The sequence below is a fragment of the Lactococcus sp. LG1074 genome (assembly GCF_017309525.1).
GTDB lineage: Bacteria > Bacillota > Bacilli > Lactobacillales > Streptococcaceae > Lactococcus > Lactococcus petauri.
The window spans coordinates 1,434,280-1,452,680 of the sequence record NZ_CP071293.1 but is presented as its reverse complement, the minus strand read 5'-3'; the positions used below and the strand labels follow the sequence as shown (position 1 = coordinate 1,452,680).

At 39.7% G+C, this 18,401-nt stretch carries 17 protein-coding genes; all 17 read left to right on the top strand.

Annotated features, from left to right (window positions below):
- Positions 1 to 12 precede the first annotated feature (12 nt).
- The 17 genes from pfkB to J0J36_RS07070 all read left to right on the top strand — a co-directional run bounded on the left by pfkB (position 13) and on the right by J0J36_RS07070 (position 18,336).
- Positions 13 to 945 (top strand): 1-phosphofructokinase, encoded by a 933-nt coding sequence (pfkB, locus tag J0J36_RS07150; protein WP_153925243.1) that lies wholly within the window; start codon positions 13 to 15, stop codon positions 943 to 945.
- Between the two features lie 9 nt (positions 946 to 954).
- Positions 955 to 2,883, top strand: coding sequence for a fructose-specific PTS transporter subunit EIIC (locus tag J0J36_RS07145; RefSeq protein ID WP_019291597.1), 1,929 nt, complete (start codon positions 955 to 957; stop codon positions 2,881 to 2,883).
- Position 2,884: 1 nt separating this feature from the next.
- Positions 2,885 to 3,532 carry an HAD family phosphatase gene (locus tag J0J36_RS07140; protein WP_153925240.1) on the top strand — a complete coding sequence of 216 codons (648 nt, stop codon included), beginning with the start codon at positions 2,885 to 2,887 and terminating at the stop codon, positions 3,530 to 3,532.
- Between the two features lie 154 nt (positions 3,533 to 3,686).
- Positions 3,687 to 4,838 carry an SIS domain-containing protein gene (locus J0J36_RS07135; RefSeq protein ID WP_040087121.1) on the top strand — a complete coding sequence of 384 codons (1,152 nt, stop codon included), beginning with the start codon at positions 3,687 to 3,689 and terminating at the stop codon, positions 4,836 to 4,838.
- A gap of 14 nt (positions 4,839 to 4,852) precedes the next feature.
- Positions 4,853 to 5,782 carry a tagatose-6-phosphate kinase gene (gene lacC, locus J0J36_RS07130; protein ID WP_019291594.1) on the top strand — a complete coding sequence of 310 codons (930 nt, stop codon included), beginning with the start codon at positions 4,853 to 4,855 and terminating at the stop codon, positions 5,780 to 5,782.
- A 25-nt stretch (positions 5,783 to 5,807) separates the two neighbouring features.
- Positions 5,808 to 6,665: a class II fructose-1,6-bisphosphate aldolase gene (gene fba, locus J0J36_RS07125; protein ID WP_019291593.1), complete on the top strand. Its 858-nt coding sequence runs from the start codon at positions 5,808 to 5,810 to the stop codon at positions 6,663 to 6,665.
- A 117-nt stretch (positions 6,666 to 6,782) separates the two neighbouring features.
- Positions 6,783 to 7,436: an HAD family phosphatase gene (locus J0J36_RS07120; RefSeq protein ID WP_019291592.1), complete on the top strand. Its 654-nt coding sequence runs from the start codon at positions 6,783 to 6,785 to the stop codon at positions 7,434 to 7,436.
- A 112-nt stretch (positions 7,437 to 7,548) separates the two neighbouring features.
- Positions 7,549 to 8,598, top strand: coding sequence for a Xaa-Pro peptidase family protein (locus tag J0J36_RS07115; RefSeq protein ID WP_019291591.1), 1,050 nt, complete (start codon positions 7,549 to 7,551; stop codon positions 8,596 to 8,598).
- A 156-nt stretch (positions 8,599 to 8,754) separates the two neighbouring features.
- Positions 8,755 to 9,312, top strand: a complete 558-nt coding sequence (gene efp / locus J0J36_RS07110; RefSeq protein WP_019291590.1) for an elongation factor P — start codon at positions 8,755 to 8,757, stop codon at positions 9,310 to 9,312.
- An 88-nt stretch (positions 9,313 to 9,400) separates the two neighbouring features.
- Positions 9,401 to 9,802: an Asp23/Gls24 family envelope stress response protein gene (locus J0J36_RS07105; protein ID WP_003132981.1), complete on the top strand. Its 402-nt coding sequence runs from the start codon at positions 9,401 to 9,403 to the stop codon at positions 9,800 to 9,802.
- Positions 9,795 to 10,769: a transcription antitermination factor NusB gene (gene nusB / locus J0J36_RS07100; RefSeq protein WP_019291589.1), complete on the top strand. Its 975-nt coding sequence runs from the start codon at positions 9,795 to 9,797 to the stop codon at positions 10,767 to 10,769. The genes J0J36_RS07105 and nusB overlap by 8 nt, the downstream gene beginning before the upstream one ends.
- A gap of 339 nt (positions 10,770 to 11,108) precedes the next feature.
- Positions 11,109 to 11,345 carry a hypothetical protein gene (locus J0J36_RS07095; protein ID WP_019291588.1) on the top strand — a complete coding sequence of 79 codons (237 nt, stop codon included), beginning with the start codon at positions 11,109 to 11,111 and terminating at the stop codon, positions 11,343 to 11,345.
- Between the two features lie 207 nt (positions 11,346 to 11,552).
- Complete coding sequence (locus J0J36_RS07090; protein WP_019291587.1) at positions 11,553 to 13,001, top strand: cytochrome ubiquinol oxidase subunit I; 1,449 nt, start codon at positions 11,553 to 11,555, stop codon at positions 12,999 to 13,001.
- Complete coding sequence (gene cydB / locus J0J36_RS07085; RefSeq protein WP_019291586.1) at positions 12,998 to 13,993, top strand: cytochrome d ubiquinol oxidase subunit II; 996 nt, start codon at positions 12,998 to 13,000, stop codon at positions 13,991 to 13,993. Before J0J36_RS07090 ends, cydB begins: the two co-directional genes overlap by 4 nt.
- A 145-nt stretch (positions 13,994 to 14,138) precedes the next feature.
- Complete coding sequence (gene cydD / locus J0J36_RS07080; protein WP_019291585.1) at positions 14,139 to 15,845, top strand: thiol reductant ABC exporter subunit CydD; 1,707 nt, start codon at positions 14,139 to 14,141, stop codon at positions 15,843 to 15,845.
- 31 nt (positions 15,846 to 15,876) lie between these two features.
- On the top strand, positions 15,877 to 17,595 hold the full coding sequence (cydC, locus tag J0J36_RS07075; RefSeq protein ID WP_019291584.1) for a thiol reductant ABC exporter subunit CydC: 1,719 nt from the start codon (positions 15,877 to 15,879) through the stop codon (positions 17,593 to 17,595).
- A 99-nt stretch (positions 17,596 to 17,694) separates the two neighbouring features.
- Positions 17,695 to 18,336 carry a MarR family winged helix-turn-helix transcriptional regulator gene (locus J0J36_RS07070; RefSeq protein WP_019291583.1) on the top strand — a complete coding sequence of 214 codons (642 nt, stop codon included), beginning with the start codon at positions 17,695 to 17,697 and terminating at the stop codon, positions 18,334 to 18,336.
- Positions 18,337 to 18,401 lie beyond the last annotated feature (65 nt).

Here is an 18,401-nt window from a genome sequence, read left to right as displayed (position 1 = left end):
GTGAGGTGTTCAATGATCTACACAGCTACACTAAATTTAGCAATTGATCTGTTTATTGACACCCAGGAGATGTCTCCTAAAATAGTGAATCGTACAGATGAGTATGATGTTCAAGCCAATGGAAAAGGTGTCAATGTTTCTTTGATCTTGCAGCAACTCGGAGTGACAAGTACAGCACTTGGTTTTAAGGCTGGGTTTACCGGAAATTTCATCGATGACACGCTCCGAAATGAAGGCATTTACACAGACTTTATCGAAGTTGACGGTATAACCAGAATCAATGTCTTTACACATGTAAAAAAAGAAAATCTGGAGTATAAGCTAGTCAATAAAGGGCCAAAAGTTACATCTGAACAAGTAGAAATGTTTTTAAAGCAAGTACACCAACTCAGAGAGGGGGACTACCTCTGTTTATCTGGCAGTTTTTCTGAAGGAGTTCCACCCATACTCTTAAAAGAGATTGCAGCGATCTGTCAAGAAAACAAGGTGAGACTCATTATTGATACCAGCTATGCAGAAGTACTGGATACTTTGTCTTACAAACCTTTCTTGCTTAAACCCAATGATGAGGAACTGGCGCACTGGTTTAATGTGGAGCTAAAAACGCCAGAAGATGTAATCTATTACGGTAAAAAATTGGTAGAGCAAGGTGCGCAAAATGTTTTGATTTCCTTGGGGGAAAAAGGTGCCTTGTTTATCAATTCGGACCAAATCTTATCTGTAAATGCTCCGCAAGGAGAAGTTGTCAACACAGCTTGTGCAGGCGATAGCTTGCTTGGAACTTTCTTAGCCGGAATAATCAAAAATGAAGCTATCGGAAAAAATTTGCAATTAGCAATTGCAGCTGGCTCTTCTACAGCTTTTCAAAAAGGCTTGACTGATTTTTCCGATGTTCCACAGCTGATGAAACAAATTACTGTTACTGAAACTATGAATAAACTATAAGGAGGATTTATGGGAAACTATAAAATAATCGCTGCAACAGGTTGTCCAACAGGGATAGCACACACGTTTATGGCACAGGAAGCTTTAGAAGCGGCGGCAAAAAAAGCAGGTGTATCAATCAAGGTAGAAACACATGGACAGATTGGTGTAGAAAATGAATTGACAAACGAGGACATTCGTCATGCAGAAGCTGTAATTATTGCAGCCGATAAAGATGTCCATGCTGAGCGTTTTGCTGGAAAACGGGTCATTGAAGTTTCTGTTTCAGCAGGGATTAAAGAGGCGGACCACTTGATTAAGGAAGCATTAGCTGGGAAAGGAAAAATCAAGGACGGTACAACGACTAGGGAAAATACCTCAACAGCACCAGATGTATCTAAAATCGGGCACAGCATCTACAAAAACCTTATGAACGGTGTCTCGCATATGCTGCCTTTCGTTGTTGCTGGTGGTGTTTTGATTGCAATTTCTTTTGCAGTTTGGGGGATCCATTCTGCAGAACCAGATCATGCTACATATAATGCCACAGCAGCGATGATCAATGATATTGGCGGGCAAGCTATGGGAATGATGGTGCCAATATTGTCAGCTTTCATTGCTGAAAGCATTGCTAAGCGTCCCGCGCTTGTCGCAGGTTTGATTGGTGGTATCGTAGCAAATGCAGGTGGTGCAGGTTTCTTAGGAGGAATTCTATCAGGTTTCTTAGCGGGTTACTTAATTCTTTTCCTTCAAAAACTCTTGCGTAAGATGCCCAAATCTCTTGATGGATTAAAAGCTGTCTTTATTTTACCGGTTCTAGGAGTCGCAATTGTCGGAATAGCTATGTATTTGTTGGCAGCTCCTATGGAAGCCATCAATCAAGCTATGATGAATTTCTTGGCTGGATTTGAAAACAGTAACCCGATTGTTTTAGGACTTATTGTTGGTTCAATGTGTGCCTTTGATATGGGAGGTCCGATCAACAAAGCTGCCTATGTTACAGGTACAGCGCTCTTAGCTCAAGGGAATTACTCCTTTATGGCAGGTGTGTCAGCTGCTTGTATTGCGCCGCCATTGATTACAAGTATTGCAACGCTTGTATTTAGAAAGTATTACAATACTGAAGAACGTAATGCAGGGATTGTGAACCTCATCTTAGGTTCCACACATATCACTGAGGGCGCAATTCCTTTTGCAGCCAAAAATCCCTTGATTATTTTGCCTATTTTTATGGTGGGTTCTTCAATCGCTTCAATTTTAACTTATCTTTTCGGAGTAAAGGTTCCTGCGCCACATGGAGGATTTCTTGTTTTACCTGTTGTCACAGGTGCTTTCCAATGGGTTTTATCAATTTTGATTGGTTCGGCAGTAGGTGGAATTTTACTTGGCCTCTATCAAAAACGACGCTGGGAGAAGGAAAAACGTGAAAATAAAGAATTAGCCACTGAAGAAATTCTAGCTCCCTCTGCATTCCTTTCTGAAAATGATGTCTTTCTCCATCAGACATTCAATACACGAGATGAGATGTTCGACTTTTTAGCAGAAAAAACAATCCAACGAGGAATCGCCACAGACAAGGAAGAAATCAAGGAAAAGTTAGTGGCGCGTGAACTCGAAGGAACTACAGGAATGATGGACGGCTTTGCCATACCGCATGCTAAATCGTCAAATATTAATAAAGCCAGTTTGATTATTGTAAAAAATGAGAAAGGTATTGCTTGGGATAGCTTAGATGGTCAACCAATTACTTTTATCATTGGACTTTTTATACCCAAACATCAAAAAGGTACGGCACATCTACAATTGCTCTCTTCTGTTGCGAAAATGCTCATGATACCTGCGGTGATAGATCAGCTAAAAGCAGCGGACAGCCAAGCGGAGATTGTGTCAATCATTAACCAAAAACTAGTTGAAAATAGTGAGGAAGCTTCAGAAAGCCTTGTATATGCAGGAGTATAAGATGAGCTTTAATACGATTATCTTTGATATGGACGGTGTTTTAATCGATACGGAGTATCATTATGCCCAAGTATTTGATGCCTTTTTCGATAAAAAGGGCATTCCGATAGCACATCTAAATCGCCGTGAGCTTTTAGGTCGCCCTCTGAGAGACTTGTGGCCGTTCATTTTGGGAGAAGATTTTGATAAGAAAGATGCGGCAAGGTTACAAAAAGAGTTCTTCACCTATAAAAAGAGTAGCCATTTTCCCATCGAGGAAATGCTGTTTCCTGATGTGAAAGTTGTCCTGCAACGCTTGTCTGAAACAAAACTAAAGATTGGTTTAGCCACAAGTTCGTCACACGATGAAATTGCAGAAGTTCTTGATACACATAATCTTCGTAAATATTTTGAGGTTATTTCATCTGGCGAAGATTTTCCAGAGTCTAAGCCCCATCCTACCGTTTATTTGTCTGCCATGAAGCAGTTGAATGCCAGAGCATCTGATGTGCTTGTCATTGAAGATTCACCCAATGGTATTGCAGCGGGAAAAGCAGTGGGAGCAACCATTTGGGCGATTAGAGATCAACGATTTGATAGTGACCAGAGTCATGCAGACAGACGTGTTGAGCATTTAACTGAAGTATTGGAACTTCTTGGTTTTTCATGATGTGACAAAATAATTCTATGGAGCATTGAAACATTCCCTTGAAATCAGGAAAAATTTCCATTTTGGTAAAGTGCCATTTGGAAAATTTTCCTATGGTTATCACCTTATAATAGATACCATAAGCTTAAAGAAAAATAGAAATCGAGGGAATAATATGCTTCAATTACCAGAGGAACGACTCAAAGAACTAGGTGCGGCTATCACCGTTAAAGAAACTTTAGGGCAACCAGACTTATGGCGCAAGGTTTTCGGAGAATACGCAGAAAGAAAAACAGAGATTGATGCTTTCTTAGCAAAACTTATCGAAAAACATGGCTTTATCCGAGTAATTTTTACTGGGGCAGGTAGCTCGCAGTATGTGGGTGACACCGTACTTAAAAGTTTAATTGAGCTGGGAGATACGGAACATTTCCGTTTTGAATCAATCGGAACAACGGATATCGTAGCAGCCCCACAAGCTACGTTGGAGCAGAATACACCGACCTTGTTGGTTTCATTTGCACGCAGTGGAAACTCCCCTGAATCTGTTGCAGCAGTCAATATTGTAGAAGAGCTAGTCCAAGACAGTTATCAGTTGGTAATTACTTGCGCCAAAGAAGGCAAGCTCGCTCAGCAAGCCCTCACCATGGAAAATGCGTTGACTTGTATCTTGCCAGATGAGTCTAACGATAAAGGGTTTGCAATGACAGGCTCATGCAGTTCAATGACGCTTTTATCAACGCTTATTTTTTCAACAGAAGACCTTTCGGAAAAAGAAAAGCAGGTCAGCGTTGCCGCGGATTTAGCTGCAGATGTTTTTCAGCGAGAAACGGAAATTGTAAGTTTTTTAAATGACGATACAGACCGTATGGTTTACGTGGGCTCAAGTACACTTTCAGGTTTTGTACGTGAAGCTCAACTCAAGGTTTTGGAATTAACAGCAGGAAAAATAGCAACCATGTTTGACAGCTCGATGGGCTTCCGTCATGGACCTAAATCTTTCATTAATGAAAATACTGTCGTTTTCGTCTTTGCTGCCAATAACGCTTATACACGTCAATATGATTTGGATCTCTACAAAGAGGTTGCCGGTGATGCAATTGCTCAGCGAACAGTCGTCATCGGACAAAATCTTACTGAAGGTTTTACGTATAAGGAAGTACCAGAGCTTAAAGAAGCATATCTTGTCTTCCCAGCATTTGCATTTGCTCATGTCATTGCCTTGAATGCTTCAATTTTGGTGAAAAATACGCCTGATACACCTTCAGCATCAGGCACAGTGAACCGTGTCGTAAAAGGTGTGATTATCCATCCTCTGGAAAAATAGGAGAGCAGTAAACCATGAGTATTTTAACAGTCACACTTAATCCTGCTATCGATATTTCTTATCCATTGGAAGCCTTTCACTTAAATACGGTCAATCGTGTGGCACAGGTTGGTAAAACGGCTGGTGGTAAAGGGCTTAATGTATCACGTGTGCTGAAAGAACTAGGTGCAGAGGTCTTGGCGACAGGATTTGCTGACGATATCTTAGGTGCGGAGATTGTCGAGAACTTAAAAGGTGAAGGCATTGATAGTCGATTTACTAAGATTTCTGGAAAGACACGCAACTGTATTGCGATTTTACACGAAGGACAACAGACCGAGATTTTAGAAAAAGGACCACAGATTTTAAGGCAAGAAGCAGAAGAGTTTATTGAAAATTTTAAAGCAATGTTATCTGAAGTTGAAGCAATTGCCATTTCTGGTTCTCTGCCTGATGGCTTACAGGAAACTTTCTATTCTGAGCTTATCGCAATTGCCAACAAGCAAGAGAAAACAGTTGTTTTGGATTGTTCGGGGCGCTCACTTGAAGCAGTGCTTAAAAACCCACATAAGCCAAGTGTAATCAAACCCAACTTGGAAGAGTTGACGGATTTGTTAGGGAAGGAAGTCACCTTAGAAAATATCAAAGAAAGTTTACAGGATAGGCTTTTTAACGGTATTGAGTGGATTGTGGTTTCTCTTGGAAAAGAAGGCGCATTTGCTAAAGTTTCCAATGACTTTTATCGTGTGCAAATCCCCAAAATAGATGTAGTAAATCCGGTCGGATCCGGCGATGCGACTGTTGCAGGGCTTGTTTATGGGATAAGCCAGAATGAAACTGTTGAGAATACCTTGAAAGGTGCTAATGTATGTGGCATGCTCAATGCGCAGGAGGCGAAGACAGGTTATATTAATCGGACAAATTATCAAGCTTTGTTTGATCAACTCAAAGTAGAAAAAATATAAAACAAAGACGTGAAGAGGAGAAAAAATGGTACTTGTAAAAAGTAAAGAAATGATAGAAAAGGCATTTAAAAATGGCTATGCCATTGGGGCCTTTAATGCAGAAAATATGGAAATGGCGGAAGCAATCGTAGAAGCAGCGCAAGAGATGAATGCCCCCGTCATTGTCCAAACAACTTCGGGTACGCTCAATACGACACCCCCAGAAATGTTCTACCATATGGTTAAAGCAGCAGCAGACAAGGTCTCAGTGCCTGTAGTGATGCATCTTGATCATGGTGATGATTTTGAACGCGTCGCACGTTGCTTGCGTACAGGTTATACCTCGGTAATGATTGATGCTTCGAAAAAACCATTTGAAGAAAATGTCGCAATAACCGAAGAAGTGGTCAAGATGGCACATTCGATGGGTATTCCAGTAGAAGCTGAACTAGGTATTGTTGGTGGAAAAGAAGATGGCAATAATGCAGAGACGGTAGCTTTTACCGATCCAGAAGAAGCTGAAAAATTTGTCAAATCTACAAATGTTGACTTTTTAGCTATTGGTATCGGCAACTCACACGGCTTTTACAAAGCAGAACCAAAGTTACAATATGATATCTTAGAGGCTGTCAAAGCGAGAACGGGTGATGTACCATTGGTCCTTCACGGCACTTCAGGGATCCCTGACGAAGATGTTTCAAAAGCTGTTGCTATGGGCATTGCTAAAGTTAACTATGCCACTGAACTCCGCGCTGTTTTCACAAATGCTATCAAATCCTACATCTCCGAAGATGAAAAAGTCGTAGATCCGAAAAAATACAACTCCGCAGCTAAACAAGCAGTCAAAGAACTTGTGAAACAAAAAATTCAAGTGCTTGGTTCTGATGGAAAAGCTGAGGAGTGATGGTGCGCAGTAATCTAAGTGATTCAGTATATCTAAATAAAAAAACAAGATAAGCAATACCTCATATATTACATCTCAATATAAAAAATAACCGCTTACTTATGCTATAATAAAGCTATGAAATTTAAAGCAATTGTATTTGATATGGACGGTGTTTTGGTAGATTCAGAACGTTTTCACTCTAAGGTTTTAGATAACTTTTTCGTTGAAAGTGGTATTGATGCTAGCCATTTAACACCAAAAGATTTTGTCGGCAGTGTTTTGAAAGACATGTGGCCAAAAGTATTACGTGATGAGTTTACAGAGGCGCATGCAGCGCAAGTGCACCAAGAATTCTTAGATTACGATGCACAATTTCCGATTCCTTATAAGGAGCTACTTTTACCTGGTGTTACGGACGCCTTGAAGACCTTTTCAGAAAAGGGATATAAAATGGCCGTAGCTTCAAGCTCTCGTCGTCATGAGATTGCTGAAGTCTTGGATACGCATGATTTACGCCAGTATTTTGAGTTTTTCTTGTCAGGGCAGGACGAGTTTGAGCAGTCTAAACCTAATCCAGCTATTTATCTGGCTGCTATGGAAAAGCTTGGTGTAGAACCTTCAGAAACCTTGATTATTGAAGATTCGCATTATGGTATTATGGCTGGTAAGGCGGCTGGAGCCACTGTTTGGGCAGTTAAGGATAACTATTTCGGTATTAATCAAGAGCAAGCAGACCGTTTTATTGAGACACTTACGGATGCCAAAAATTTGTTGGCGGAATCAGAATAAAGGAAAGAACTTCTGCTTTTAGGAGTTCTTTTTTCTCTAGATAAAGATTCAATATTATAGTTCAGACTTTGTTATAATAGAAGAAAACATCCCAATTAAAAAGGAGAAATCAATGAGAATCAGTAACTTAAAAGAAAAAATAGCACGAGAAAATTTAGATGGCTTAATCCTTACTGATATGAAAAACATCTACTATTTGACGGGTTTTTCGGGTACAGCTGGAACGATTTTCATGACAGCAGAACATTCCTACTTTATGACGGATGATCGTTATATTGGAATTGCATGCCAATTGATTACGGGGTTTGAAATCATCCAGACACGTGATGCCTTATCTGAAATTGCTGACCTTGCTGAAGACCTTCAAGCTATTGGTTTTGAAGATACAGTTGATTTTGCATTTTATCGTGTATTAGCGGAAAAATTAAAGAAAGCGAAACTTGTTCCTACGACAAATTTTGTAGCTGAGCTTCGCCAAATCAAAGAGGTCGATGAAATCGCCACAATCAAGAAAGCTTGTCAAATTGCTGATAAGGCCTTTGAAGCTGTATTGAGATATATCGAGCCAGGCAGAACAGAAATAGAAGTCGCTAATTTTCTTGACTTTAAAATGCGAGAAATGGGCGCAAGTGGCATCTCTTTTGACACAATCGTTGCTTCAGGAAAACGTAGCAGTTTGCCACATGGAGTAGCAACCCATAAAATGATTGAGTTTGGGGATCCTGTAACCATTGATTTCGGCTGTTATTATAATCATTATGCAAGTGACATGACAAGAACAGTCTTTGTTGGCGAAGCAAGTCCGAAGATGCGTGAAATCTATCAGACAGTACGTCAAGCAAATGAAGCTCTGATCGCAGAAGCAAAAGAAGGCATGTCTCTTGCTGACTTTGACAAAGTGCCACGCGATGTCATTGAAGCAGCCTCATACGGAGGACACTTTACACATGGGATTGGTCATGGTTTAGGCTTAGATGTACATGAAATTCCTTACTTTGGTGCTAAAGCAAAAGGAGCACTCATGTCCAATATGGTCGTTACGGATGAACCAGGAATCTATATTCCTGACTTTGGTGGTGTACGGATAGAAGACGATTTGCTTATTACTGAGGAGGGCTGTCAGGTACTGACCCAATCGCCGAAAGAACTTCTCGTTCTTTAATTTGAATTCTTGCTTCAAGAGCTTCATTTGCTCTAAAGTTTGTCTGAAGGAAACAAACAGACATTTGAAAAAAGGGTGAATTTGTGCTAAAATGAATTGTTAAAAGCTGCCTCTTTGGGCGGTAAATAGAATATTCACTAGGAGATATATATAATTATGGTAGCAGCAAAAGACCTCAAAGCCGGAATGACATTTTTGAACGGAGACAAACTCCTCCGTGTTATGGAAGCAAGTCACCACAAACCAGGTAAAGGTAACACAATCATGCGTATGAAATTGCGTGATGTGCGTTCAGGCTCTACATTTGACGATACATACCGTCCAGAAGACAAATTTGAACAAGCTGTGATTGATACAGTGCCTGCACAATATCTTTACCAAATGGACGATACAGCTTTCTTCATGAACAACGAAACATATGATCAATATGAAATCCCTGTTGAACAAGTTAAAGAAGAATTGCTCTATGTCCTTGAAAATACAGATGTAAAAATCCAATTTTACGGTACAGAAGTCATCGGGCTTCAATTGCCAACGACTGTTGTCCTTGAAGTCGCTGAAACTCAACCTTCTATCAAAGGTGCAACAGTAACAGGTTCAGGTAAGCCAGCAACAATGGAAACAGGCTTGGTTGTTAACGTCCCTGACTTTGTTGAAGCAGGAACAAAACTCGAAATCAACACACAAACAGGTGAATACCTTAAACGTGCATAAGCCGTTTTGGGCTAGCTCTCCCACAAGGTGAGGAGTTATAAAAGCCCTGCTCCACGGAGAAACAAAAGAAAAGATAGAGGAGAGAACTATGGCAGATACAACTGTTCATACTGAAGAACTTGGTGAAATCGTTATTGCACCAGAAGTTCTTGAAGTAATTATCGGTATCACAACTGCAAAAATCGATGGTGTTTATGCATTACGCAACAAGCATTTTTCAGATAGCCTCGGCAAAAAATCAGAAGGCCGTGGTGTTTATATCGAAAGCAAAGACGACAAAGTTGTTGTCAACATCTATGTTTACTTGGCTTTCGGTATCAACGTCCCACAAGTAGCCATGAATATTCAAAAAGAAGTGAAAGAAGCAGTTGAACAAGCAACAGAAATCGTAATTGATGATGTGAACATCCACGTAGTAGGTATCGTTCCTGAAAAATTACCAAAACCAAGCTTTGAAGATTTGTTTGATGAGGGTTTCTTTGATGCCTAACAAGCTAACGCAACATAGCATTCGTCAGCGCACTGTGCAAACTCTTTTTGAATACGAAATCAGAAAAGCAATGTCAGAAACGGTTTTGACAGAGTTCAAGAACAATGTCGAAAAGATTAATCGTGAGTTGGCAAAACCGATTCGTTTTGATGTTGCCTACAAAGATGAACGCATTACAGTACGTGATTTTCCACGCTTTTTCACAAAACCATTAAAAGAAATTGATAAGATTTATGAAATTTTAGATATTCCAAACCGTGAAAAAACAGCTGTTTACAAAGCTTTGAGTTTTATTCGTGATTTTGGTGGTTATACGAAACGTATGACAGATCAAGAAGCTATTGATTTGTACAAAGATGTCTTCATGAACCTGAACTTGGTACGCCTTTTCAATATTGAACTTGAAGAAGAAAATATTGCGGTTCGTGTCCGTGATTTCTTGCGTGCAAGTTTCCGATCAGAGACAGCAGAGCAAAAATTAGAGGTTTTCAACCGAGTTTTCTCTGATGTTCATACAAGTGTTCGTGAAAAGATTACAGTTGATCTTTTCAAACCTTTGACGGTTCAAAATGAAGTTTCTGAAATTTTGGCGATGACTGAGCCAAAATTTGCCACAGCTTCTAAAGATATCTTAGTTCAAGCCAAAACTTTTGCTTTGAATTATGATAACGATACAGATGAACCCGTAGAAGCACCCGCTTATTTTTCAGAATTGGTGGACGGCATCATAGAGAAACAAAATGTTCTTGATGCTGCTTTATCCGAGCATTTAGCAAAAGGTTGGACTTTCTCGCGCTTAACAACAGTGGAGCAAGCCTTGCTTCGTCTAGGTGCCTATGAAATCCTCTTTACTGAAACACCGGATTTGGTTGCCATTGATGAGGCTATCGAACTGACTAAAGATTTCAGTGATGAAAAATCAAGTAAGTTTATCAATGGTATGTTGACTAATTTAATTAAAAAATAAAATAAAAGACACAGAAAATTTACGTTTCTGTGTCTTTTTTTTGATATTTAATATTAATATTAGCAAATTTTATAGTAAAATACTATAATAAAAGTATGTGAAAATACCAAGATATAAAAGCGTTTCTAGTGAAGTAGAAGTGTCAAATTTTTTATTGCGAATTTTCAGAATTTTATAATTAATAACGAGATGAAATGTTTGTAAAATAACTTTTCTCCTAGTTAAGGTAAAATGAGAAAAAGTTTATTTTTAATTCTTATACATACAAAAGAAAAGTTAAAAGTTAGAGTGGAATTCAATTCTTTGGGTGAAATCAAGGCCCTAGAATAAGCTCTATTAATGGTGCTTACGTTTTTTCAAGGAGATGTTTTAGGAATTTTTCGCTACACAGATTGCGAGGCTTTTGTCTACGTTATTAATCCAACACATGCAGAAGTCAAGCTAACATTTAAAGAAATTCATTTTCTGCAAAAGGTTTCTTTCACTGAGCGACTGGCGGACTGTCTTGATGAACTTATCCTTCCAGCAAAATCAGGGCAGGATTTTAAGATAATCAAGGTAGAAAATAAGATTTAAAAAGAAATACTGCTGTCAAAAGCAGTGTTTTCTCGTGTCAATTTGAACACTAAAGATGATGCTGTATAAGAAATGTATCAGAATCTTGAATTTATAAACAAATTCCTTTTCGATACGCTTTCATAGTGTTACAATGAATTGTAATTAATTTTTTGTTAGTCTCGAAAATTGTGTACTTTTACCTTTATTCGAGCAATAGGAGGCTTTATGTTGACAATTGAAACTCTCGCGCGTTTCCAGTTTGGCATGACCACAATCTTCCACTTTTTCTTTGTTCCCCTTTCGATAGGGTTAACATTGATGACCTTTATTATGGAAGCATTGTATGTTAAAACGGGCGATGAGAAATGGAAAACACGTACCAAATTCTTTGGTGCAATCATGCTATTATCTTTTGCCGTCGGAGTCGTGACTGGTATTATTCAGGAATTCCAATTTGGGATGAACTGGTCAGACTATTCACGATTTGTCGGTGATATCTTTGGAGCACCACTTGCTGTAGAAGCACTGCTTGCATTCTTTATGGAATCAACATTCTTGGGTGTTTGGATGTTTGGTTGGGACCGTATAGGCAAAAAGTTGCACTTGGCGGCACTTGGCTTAGTTATGGTCGGAACTTGGCTTTCTTCACTTTGGATTTTGGCAGCGAACAGCTTCATGCAAAATCCAGTGGGCTATGAAGTTATTGATGGTCGTGCCACATTGACCAGTTTCTCAGCTTTATTGACAAACCCACAAACAACCTTAGAATTTACCCACGTTATCACAGGGTCATTCTTAACTGGTGGATTTGCGGTTGCCGGTATCTCTGCATTCCAAATCCTTAAAAAACGTGAAGCTGATTTCTTTAAACCAGCCTTGCGTTTAGGACTCTTAGTTGCTTTGATCGGTGCGATGGGGAACTTCGTGGCTGGTGACCAACAAATGTTGGAAGTTAAAAATACTCAACCGATGAAATTCTCAGCGACAGAGGGTGTTTATGAAACAACAGAGGACCCAGCAGCTTGGGACATGATTGCTTTCTTTAACGAAGCTGATCACAAGTCTGTTTTCGGTGTGCGCATACCGTACGTGCTGTCAATCTTGACCTACCACCGTCCTTCAGGTTCAGTTGAGGGGATGAATCAAATCAACAAGGAACTGGAAGCTAAATATGGTGATCATCTGAATTACTATCCACCAGTTACAGTTCTCTTCTATACATTCCGTATTATGGCTGGTTTGAGCATGTACTTCATGTTAATTTCAGCTCTTGGGCTCTTCTGGACACGCCGTAAGAAACCTTGGATGTATGAAAAACCTGGAATGATGCGTCTTTATGGTTGGTCAATGTTCTTACCATTCCTTGCTATCACTTCTGGTTGGTTGGTAACTGAGTTGGGACGTTATCCATGGACTGTATATGGACTCTTTACCATCAAAGACTCTGTTTCACCTAACGTTTCAGTAGGAAGTTTGCTCTTCTCAAATATCGTTTACTTCCTTCTTTTCTGTGTCTTAGGTACAATCATGATTATCTTGACACGCCGTATTATGCGTGACAGTGCACATAAGGCAGAAACAGCTTATGTTGATTTAGATCCATTCAGTAGCCATAATCTTGGGAAAGACAAGCATTCTAAATCAGAAGAAAAAGAAGAGGAGGCTTTGAAATGAGCGGATTACAATTATTTTGGTTTATCTTAATTGCAGTGCTCTTTGGGGGATTCTTCTTCCTCGAAGGCTTCGACTTTGGTGTAGGAATGAGCGTTTTGGCTTTGGCACGTAATAAACGTGAAGTCAACCAAGCGATTGCTACAATCGGTCCTTTCTGGGATATGAACGAAGTATGGCTCTTGACAGCCGGCGGTGCTATGTTTGCCAGCTTCCCTTATTGGTATGCTTCACTTTTCTCTGGCTATTATAATATCTTATTATTAATACTCGCCTGCTTGATTTTACGTGGGGTAACCTTTGAGTTCCGTCACCGTAGCGAATCAGAAAAAGTAGAGCGTGGCTGGGAAATAATTTTAGGAGTGACAAGCTTCTTTATTCCTTTCTTGTTTGGGCTTATGTTTACCAGCATGATTCAAGGTGTTCCGATGGATGCACGCGGTGATATTTATGCCAGCTTCACAACATACGTAAACCCACTTTCGCTTGTTGGTGGTGTTGCTGTAGCTTTGATGAGTTTCTTACATGGTTTGAACTACATTGCTTTGAAGACAGAAGGAAACATGCGAAAACGTGCGAATGACCTTGCAAACAAACTTTACTTTGTGCTTTATGCAGGTGAAGTTGTCTTTGCTCTCTTGATTGCTATGAAGACAGATTTCATTGAAAAACATGCAGCTTTAACAATTGGCTTGTTAGTCGTTATCGTTCTCTTGACTGTTTTTGCACATGTTTCGGTTGCTAAAAAACATGAAATGTCAGCATTCCTATCTTCTGGTTTGACTTTCCTTGCATTGGTTGCTTTACTTTTCCAAGGGTTGTTCCCACGTGTAATGATCGCTGAAAATCCGGCTTACAGCATATTGATTAAGGATGCAAGCTCAACACACTATACTTTGACAACCATGTCCTACATCACAATAGCAATCTTGCCATTTGTGCTTGCTTATATGGCTTGGACTTACTACATTTTCAGAAAACGTATCAGTGAATAATTGATTCTAAAATTCCTTTTTTAAAGGAATTTTTTATTAGACAAAAGTGAAGAAGAGCATGAATTTATAAGCAGCTTCAAAGGCTTGATACTCATATTTTGTTATAATAAAAGTTATCATATGAATAAGAATAGGTAATTAAAAAATGATTGACAGAACTCTATTTACTCTTCCAGGAGTACGTAAGATTCTTCCCGCTCTTGGAGGGCTCGCCCTACTTCAAGCGCTTTGTATTTTAGGACAGGCTTTATTTCTGTCTCAAGCGATAACAGGATTGTGGCAAGATCAAGAACTCATGCAGGTTCTGATCTATATTATTGGCTTTTTCCTGAGCTTTTTTGGGCGAGAAGTAGTAAACTTTTTACGTCAATATATGCTCGATAAGGTTTCTTACCGTTTAGCAGCAGATATGCGTGGACAGATTCTTGAAAAAGCCTTTAAACTTGGACCTTCCGTCTCACGTGAAATGGGAACAGGGAATCTGACATCGACAGTTATTTCTGGTATTGATGAGGTCGAAACTTATATCAAATTGGTTCTTTCTAAAGTTTTGAACATGATGATCATACCAATTCTCTTGCTGATTGCGATTGCCTTTTTGGATTTGCAGACGGCGATTGTATTGGCGATTGCCTTTCCCTTTGCCATAATCTTCATGATTTTGTTGGGATATGCTGCACAAGGGCAGGCAGACAGACAGTATAAGAGTTTCCAACTTTTATCCAATCACTTCTTAGATTCGCTCCGCGGGATTTCGACCTTAAAATATTTTGGCTTATCAAAAACATATGCCAATTCCATTTATCAAACGTCAGAACGTTTCCGTAAAGCAACAATGGCTACGTTACGTGTCGCAATTCTCTCGACCTTTGCACTTGATTTCTTTGCAACCTTGTCTGTGGCTACGGTGGCTTTGTTCTTAGGACTACGTCTTATGAACGGCGCCATTCTCTTGTTCCCAGCCCTGGCTGCTTTGATTTTAGCTCCGGAATATTTCTTACCTTTGCGTGACTTTGCCTCGGACTACCACGCAACGCTAAATGGTAAAAATGCTTACGCCAGTGTTAATGAAGTGTTGCAAACAGAAGATTATCTAACAGAAGTTTTACCAGAGCCTATCCGTTGGACAGAGCAGTCACAACTGAAGCTCCATAATTTGAGTAAAGTTTTTGAAACAGGACGTGGTGTCTCAAATATCAATTTGGAACTTCAAGGCTTTACCAAGGTAGCCATTGTCGGCGAATCGGGGTCAGGTAAATCGACATTGTTAAGTATGCTTTCAGGGTTTCTTAAGCCCAGTGCGGGCGAAATCCAGCTCAATGAATTTCAGCTGACCTCACTTAACGATGAAAAATTCCGCCAGTCTTTACAATTTATCCCTCAAAACACTTATATTTTTGCAGGAACTTTACGTGCTAATTTAGCCTTTTATCAGCCAGAAGCTACAGATGAAGCCATCATTCATGCAGCTGAGCTTGCCGGTTTGAAAAACTTGCTAGAAGAAATCGGGTTGGATGCAAATATTGGTGCAGGAGGTCGTACCTTATCTGGGGGGCAAATGCAACGTGTGGCACTCACACGAGCATTTCTCTCTCAAGAAAGAAATATTCTTTTCCTTGACGAGCCAACGGCGCACCTTGATGTAGAAACGGAACTGGAGATAAAGAAAAATATTCTGCCACTCTTTGAGGATAAGCTCGTATTTTTGGCGACTCACCGCTTGCATTGGCTGCCTCAGATGGACTTAATTCTCGTCCTCAATGAAGGTAAGCTCGAAGCTGCAGGTTCACATAAAGAACTCTTAACGACTAATACATACTATCAAGAGCTCTTGCGTGAGATGAGAGGTTAAACAGCATGATTGTAAAAACAATGGAGAAAAAATGAAGAAGATTCTTTTCAATAATGATTGGATCACACCTTTTCTGCGTAAATATCGTTTCGGAATGATTCTTGCGACTATTTTAGGAACAATAACGATGTTTTGCGCTGGCCTGCTTATGTTTTCAGCGGGCTACGTGATTTCAAAATCAGCAACTAAACCCGAAAACATTTTGATTATCTATGTGCCTGTTTTGATGGTACGTGTCTTTGGTATTTCACGGCCTGTGGTGCGCTATATTGAACGCTTAACATCCCACAACTGGATTTTACGCATCACCAGTAATCTTCGTCGTAAGCTTTATCTTCGATTGGAAAAATCGGCGATTGGTTTGTCTGAACGTTACAAGTTAGGTGACCTTCTTGGTCTGCTTAATGAAGATATAGCGAATATTCAAGACTTATTCTTACGGACTCTTTTCCCTTTGATGATTGTGGGCTCTTTATCTGTAGCTCTCATCATCGCTTCAGGTGTTTTCTCGATAACCCTGGCTCTTGTGGTTGCCTTTTTCTTAGGCTTGATGGTTATTGTGCTTCCTTACGTATCACTCAAAGTGTCAGCCAAATATGACCGAGATTTGAAAAATTACCGGAATCAACTCTTTTCAGACTTGACAGATGATGTTTTAGGTTTGCAAGACTGGGTTTTATCAGGCAGAAAAGAAGATTTCTTGCTTGATTATCAAACCTCAGAAAAAGCAGCACGTCAGATTCAAGAAAAATTACTGAGTTATGTAAGGAAACGTAACCTTGTGTTGCAGCTCATCTTTGCTTTACTTGTGGTCTATCTGATTGTTTGGTCAGGTTCAACCTTAAATGCGGGAGATGCACTGAACTACATTGCCGCTGTTTCTTTAGCTGCCTTTCCTTTGTTTGATGCCTTTGCACCTTTGTCTGACGCTGTTGTTGAGACACAACGTTATGGTGATTCTGTTCAGCGTCTCAATGATTTACCTGATGTTAAGGAAGAGGTGCGACAAGAAACGATTACGGAGACAGACTTACAAATTTCTAATTTAAGTTTTGCTTTTGATGACAAGCTTATCTTTGATGACTTAAATCTCCATATCAAAAAAGGAGAGCATGTCGCGATTTTAGGTCGCTCAGGAGTAGGTAAATCAACCTTAGCAAGCCTTATCCGTGGGGATCTTATTGCACAGCAAGGGACTTTGGATTTGTCCGGAATTGCACCAGCTTATGCCAATAATGTTGAAGAAAAGATTGGTGTCATTAACCAAAGCCCATATATTTTCAATGCCAGCATCCGTTCCAATCTTAGCTTGGCTCGGCTTGATGCCAGTGACGAAGAAATTTGGAATGCTTTAGAGCTTGTAGGCTTGAAAAAACTGGTGGCTTCCCTGCCTAATCAACTCAACGAGGTCGTGGATGAAGCAGGCCTACGTTTCTCAGGGGGGGAACGTCAGCGTTTAGCCTTAGCACGTATTTTGCTGTCTGATGTCGATATGGTTATCTTAGATGAACCGACGGTTTCGCTAGACCCGATTACCGAAAATCAACTGTTGCGTCTCTTCTTTGAGCGCTTAAAAGACAAAACGATTATCTTTATCACTCATCATCTGTTGGGTGTACAACACATGGATCGTGTTATCTTTTTAGAAAAAGGTAAAATCAAGCTTGATGATCAACCGGAATACCTTCTTGAACACAATGAAGACTTCCGTAAGCTTTATCAAATGGACTTAGGAACTAACGATGATTAAGAGTCGTTAGTTTTTTATATTGACAAAACGAAATAAAAGTATTAAAATGTGTTTTGTTAGCTTTTATATGAGTCAAACTAAATATTAAGGAGAATAACTGTGTCAGCAGAAACAAATAAATTATTACACCTCTTTTCAAAACTACTTCATAATCCTCAACTTCTCATGGCTTTGCATATGGAAAGAATGACAAGTCGACTCGGAGAAAAAAAATCTCGTACAGGCGCACAAGGGCTTCTGATTGAACTCTGGAAGGCTGATGGGCTGACTAATGCTGAAATCGCTGAAATCTTAGATATCCGACCTTCAAGTGTAACTGCTCAAGTGAAGAGCTTAGAGCAACGTGGCTTAGTTAAACGTGTTACAGACGAAAATGATAAGCGAGTGAGCCGTGTTTTCTTGACGGAAGAAGGCAAGCAAGCTCAAGTTGAACGTAAAGAAAGTCAAGATAACTTATCAGAAGGCATCTTTGGTAATCTTACAGAAGAAGAACAAGTTCAACTGATTAATATTTTGGAAAAACTTGAAGAAGCTAATCCAGCTGATGAGGAATGTGATTTCCGCTTTGGTGGTGGCATGCGTCCTGGCGGCTTTGACCCACGAATGATGCATCATATGGGTAGAGAAATGGAAGCAAAGATGAGAAAAGAAATGCGCCGTCAGATGCGAGATGCTCATAACCCCTGGAATTTTGGCCATAATCCACGCAGCAGAAGAGACGACAACTGGGACGATTTTTAAAATAAGCTTAAATCAGTCTAAGGTCCTAAGTTCTTTGTTACAATTTAAGGTATAATAGAAATATC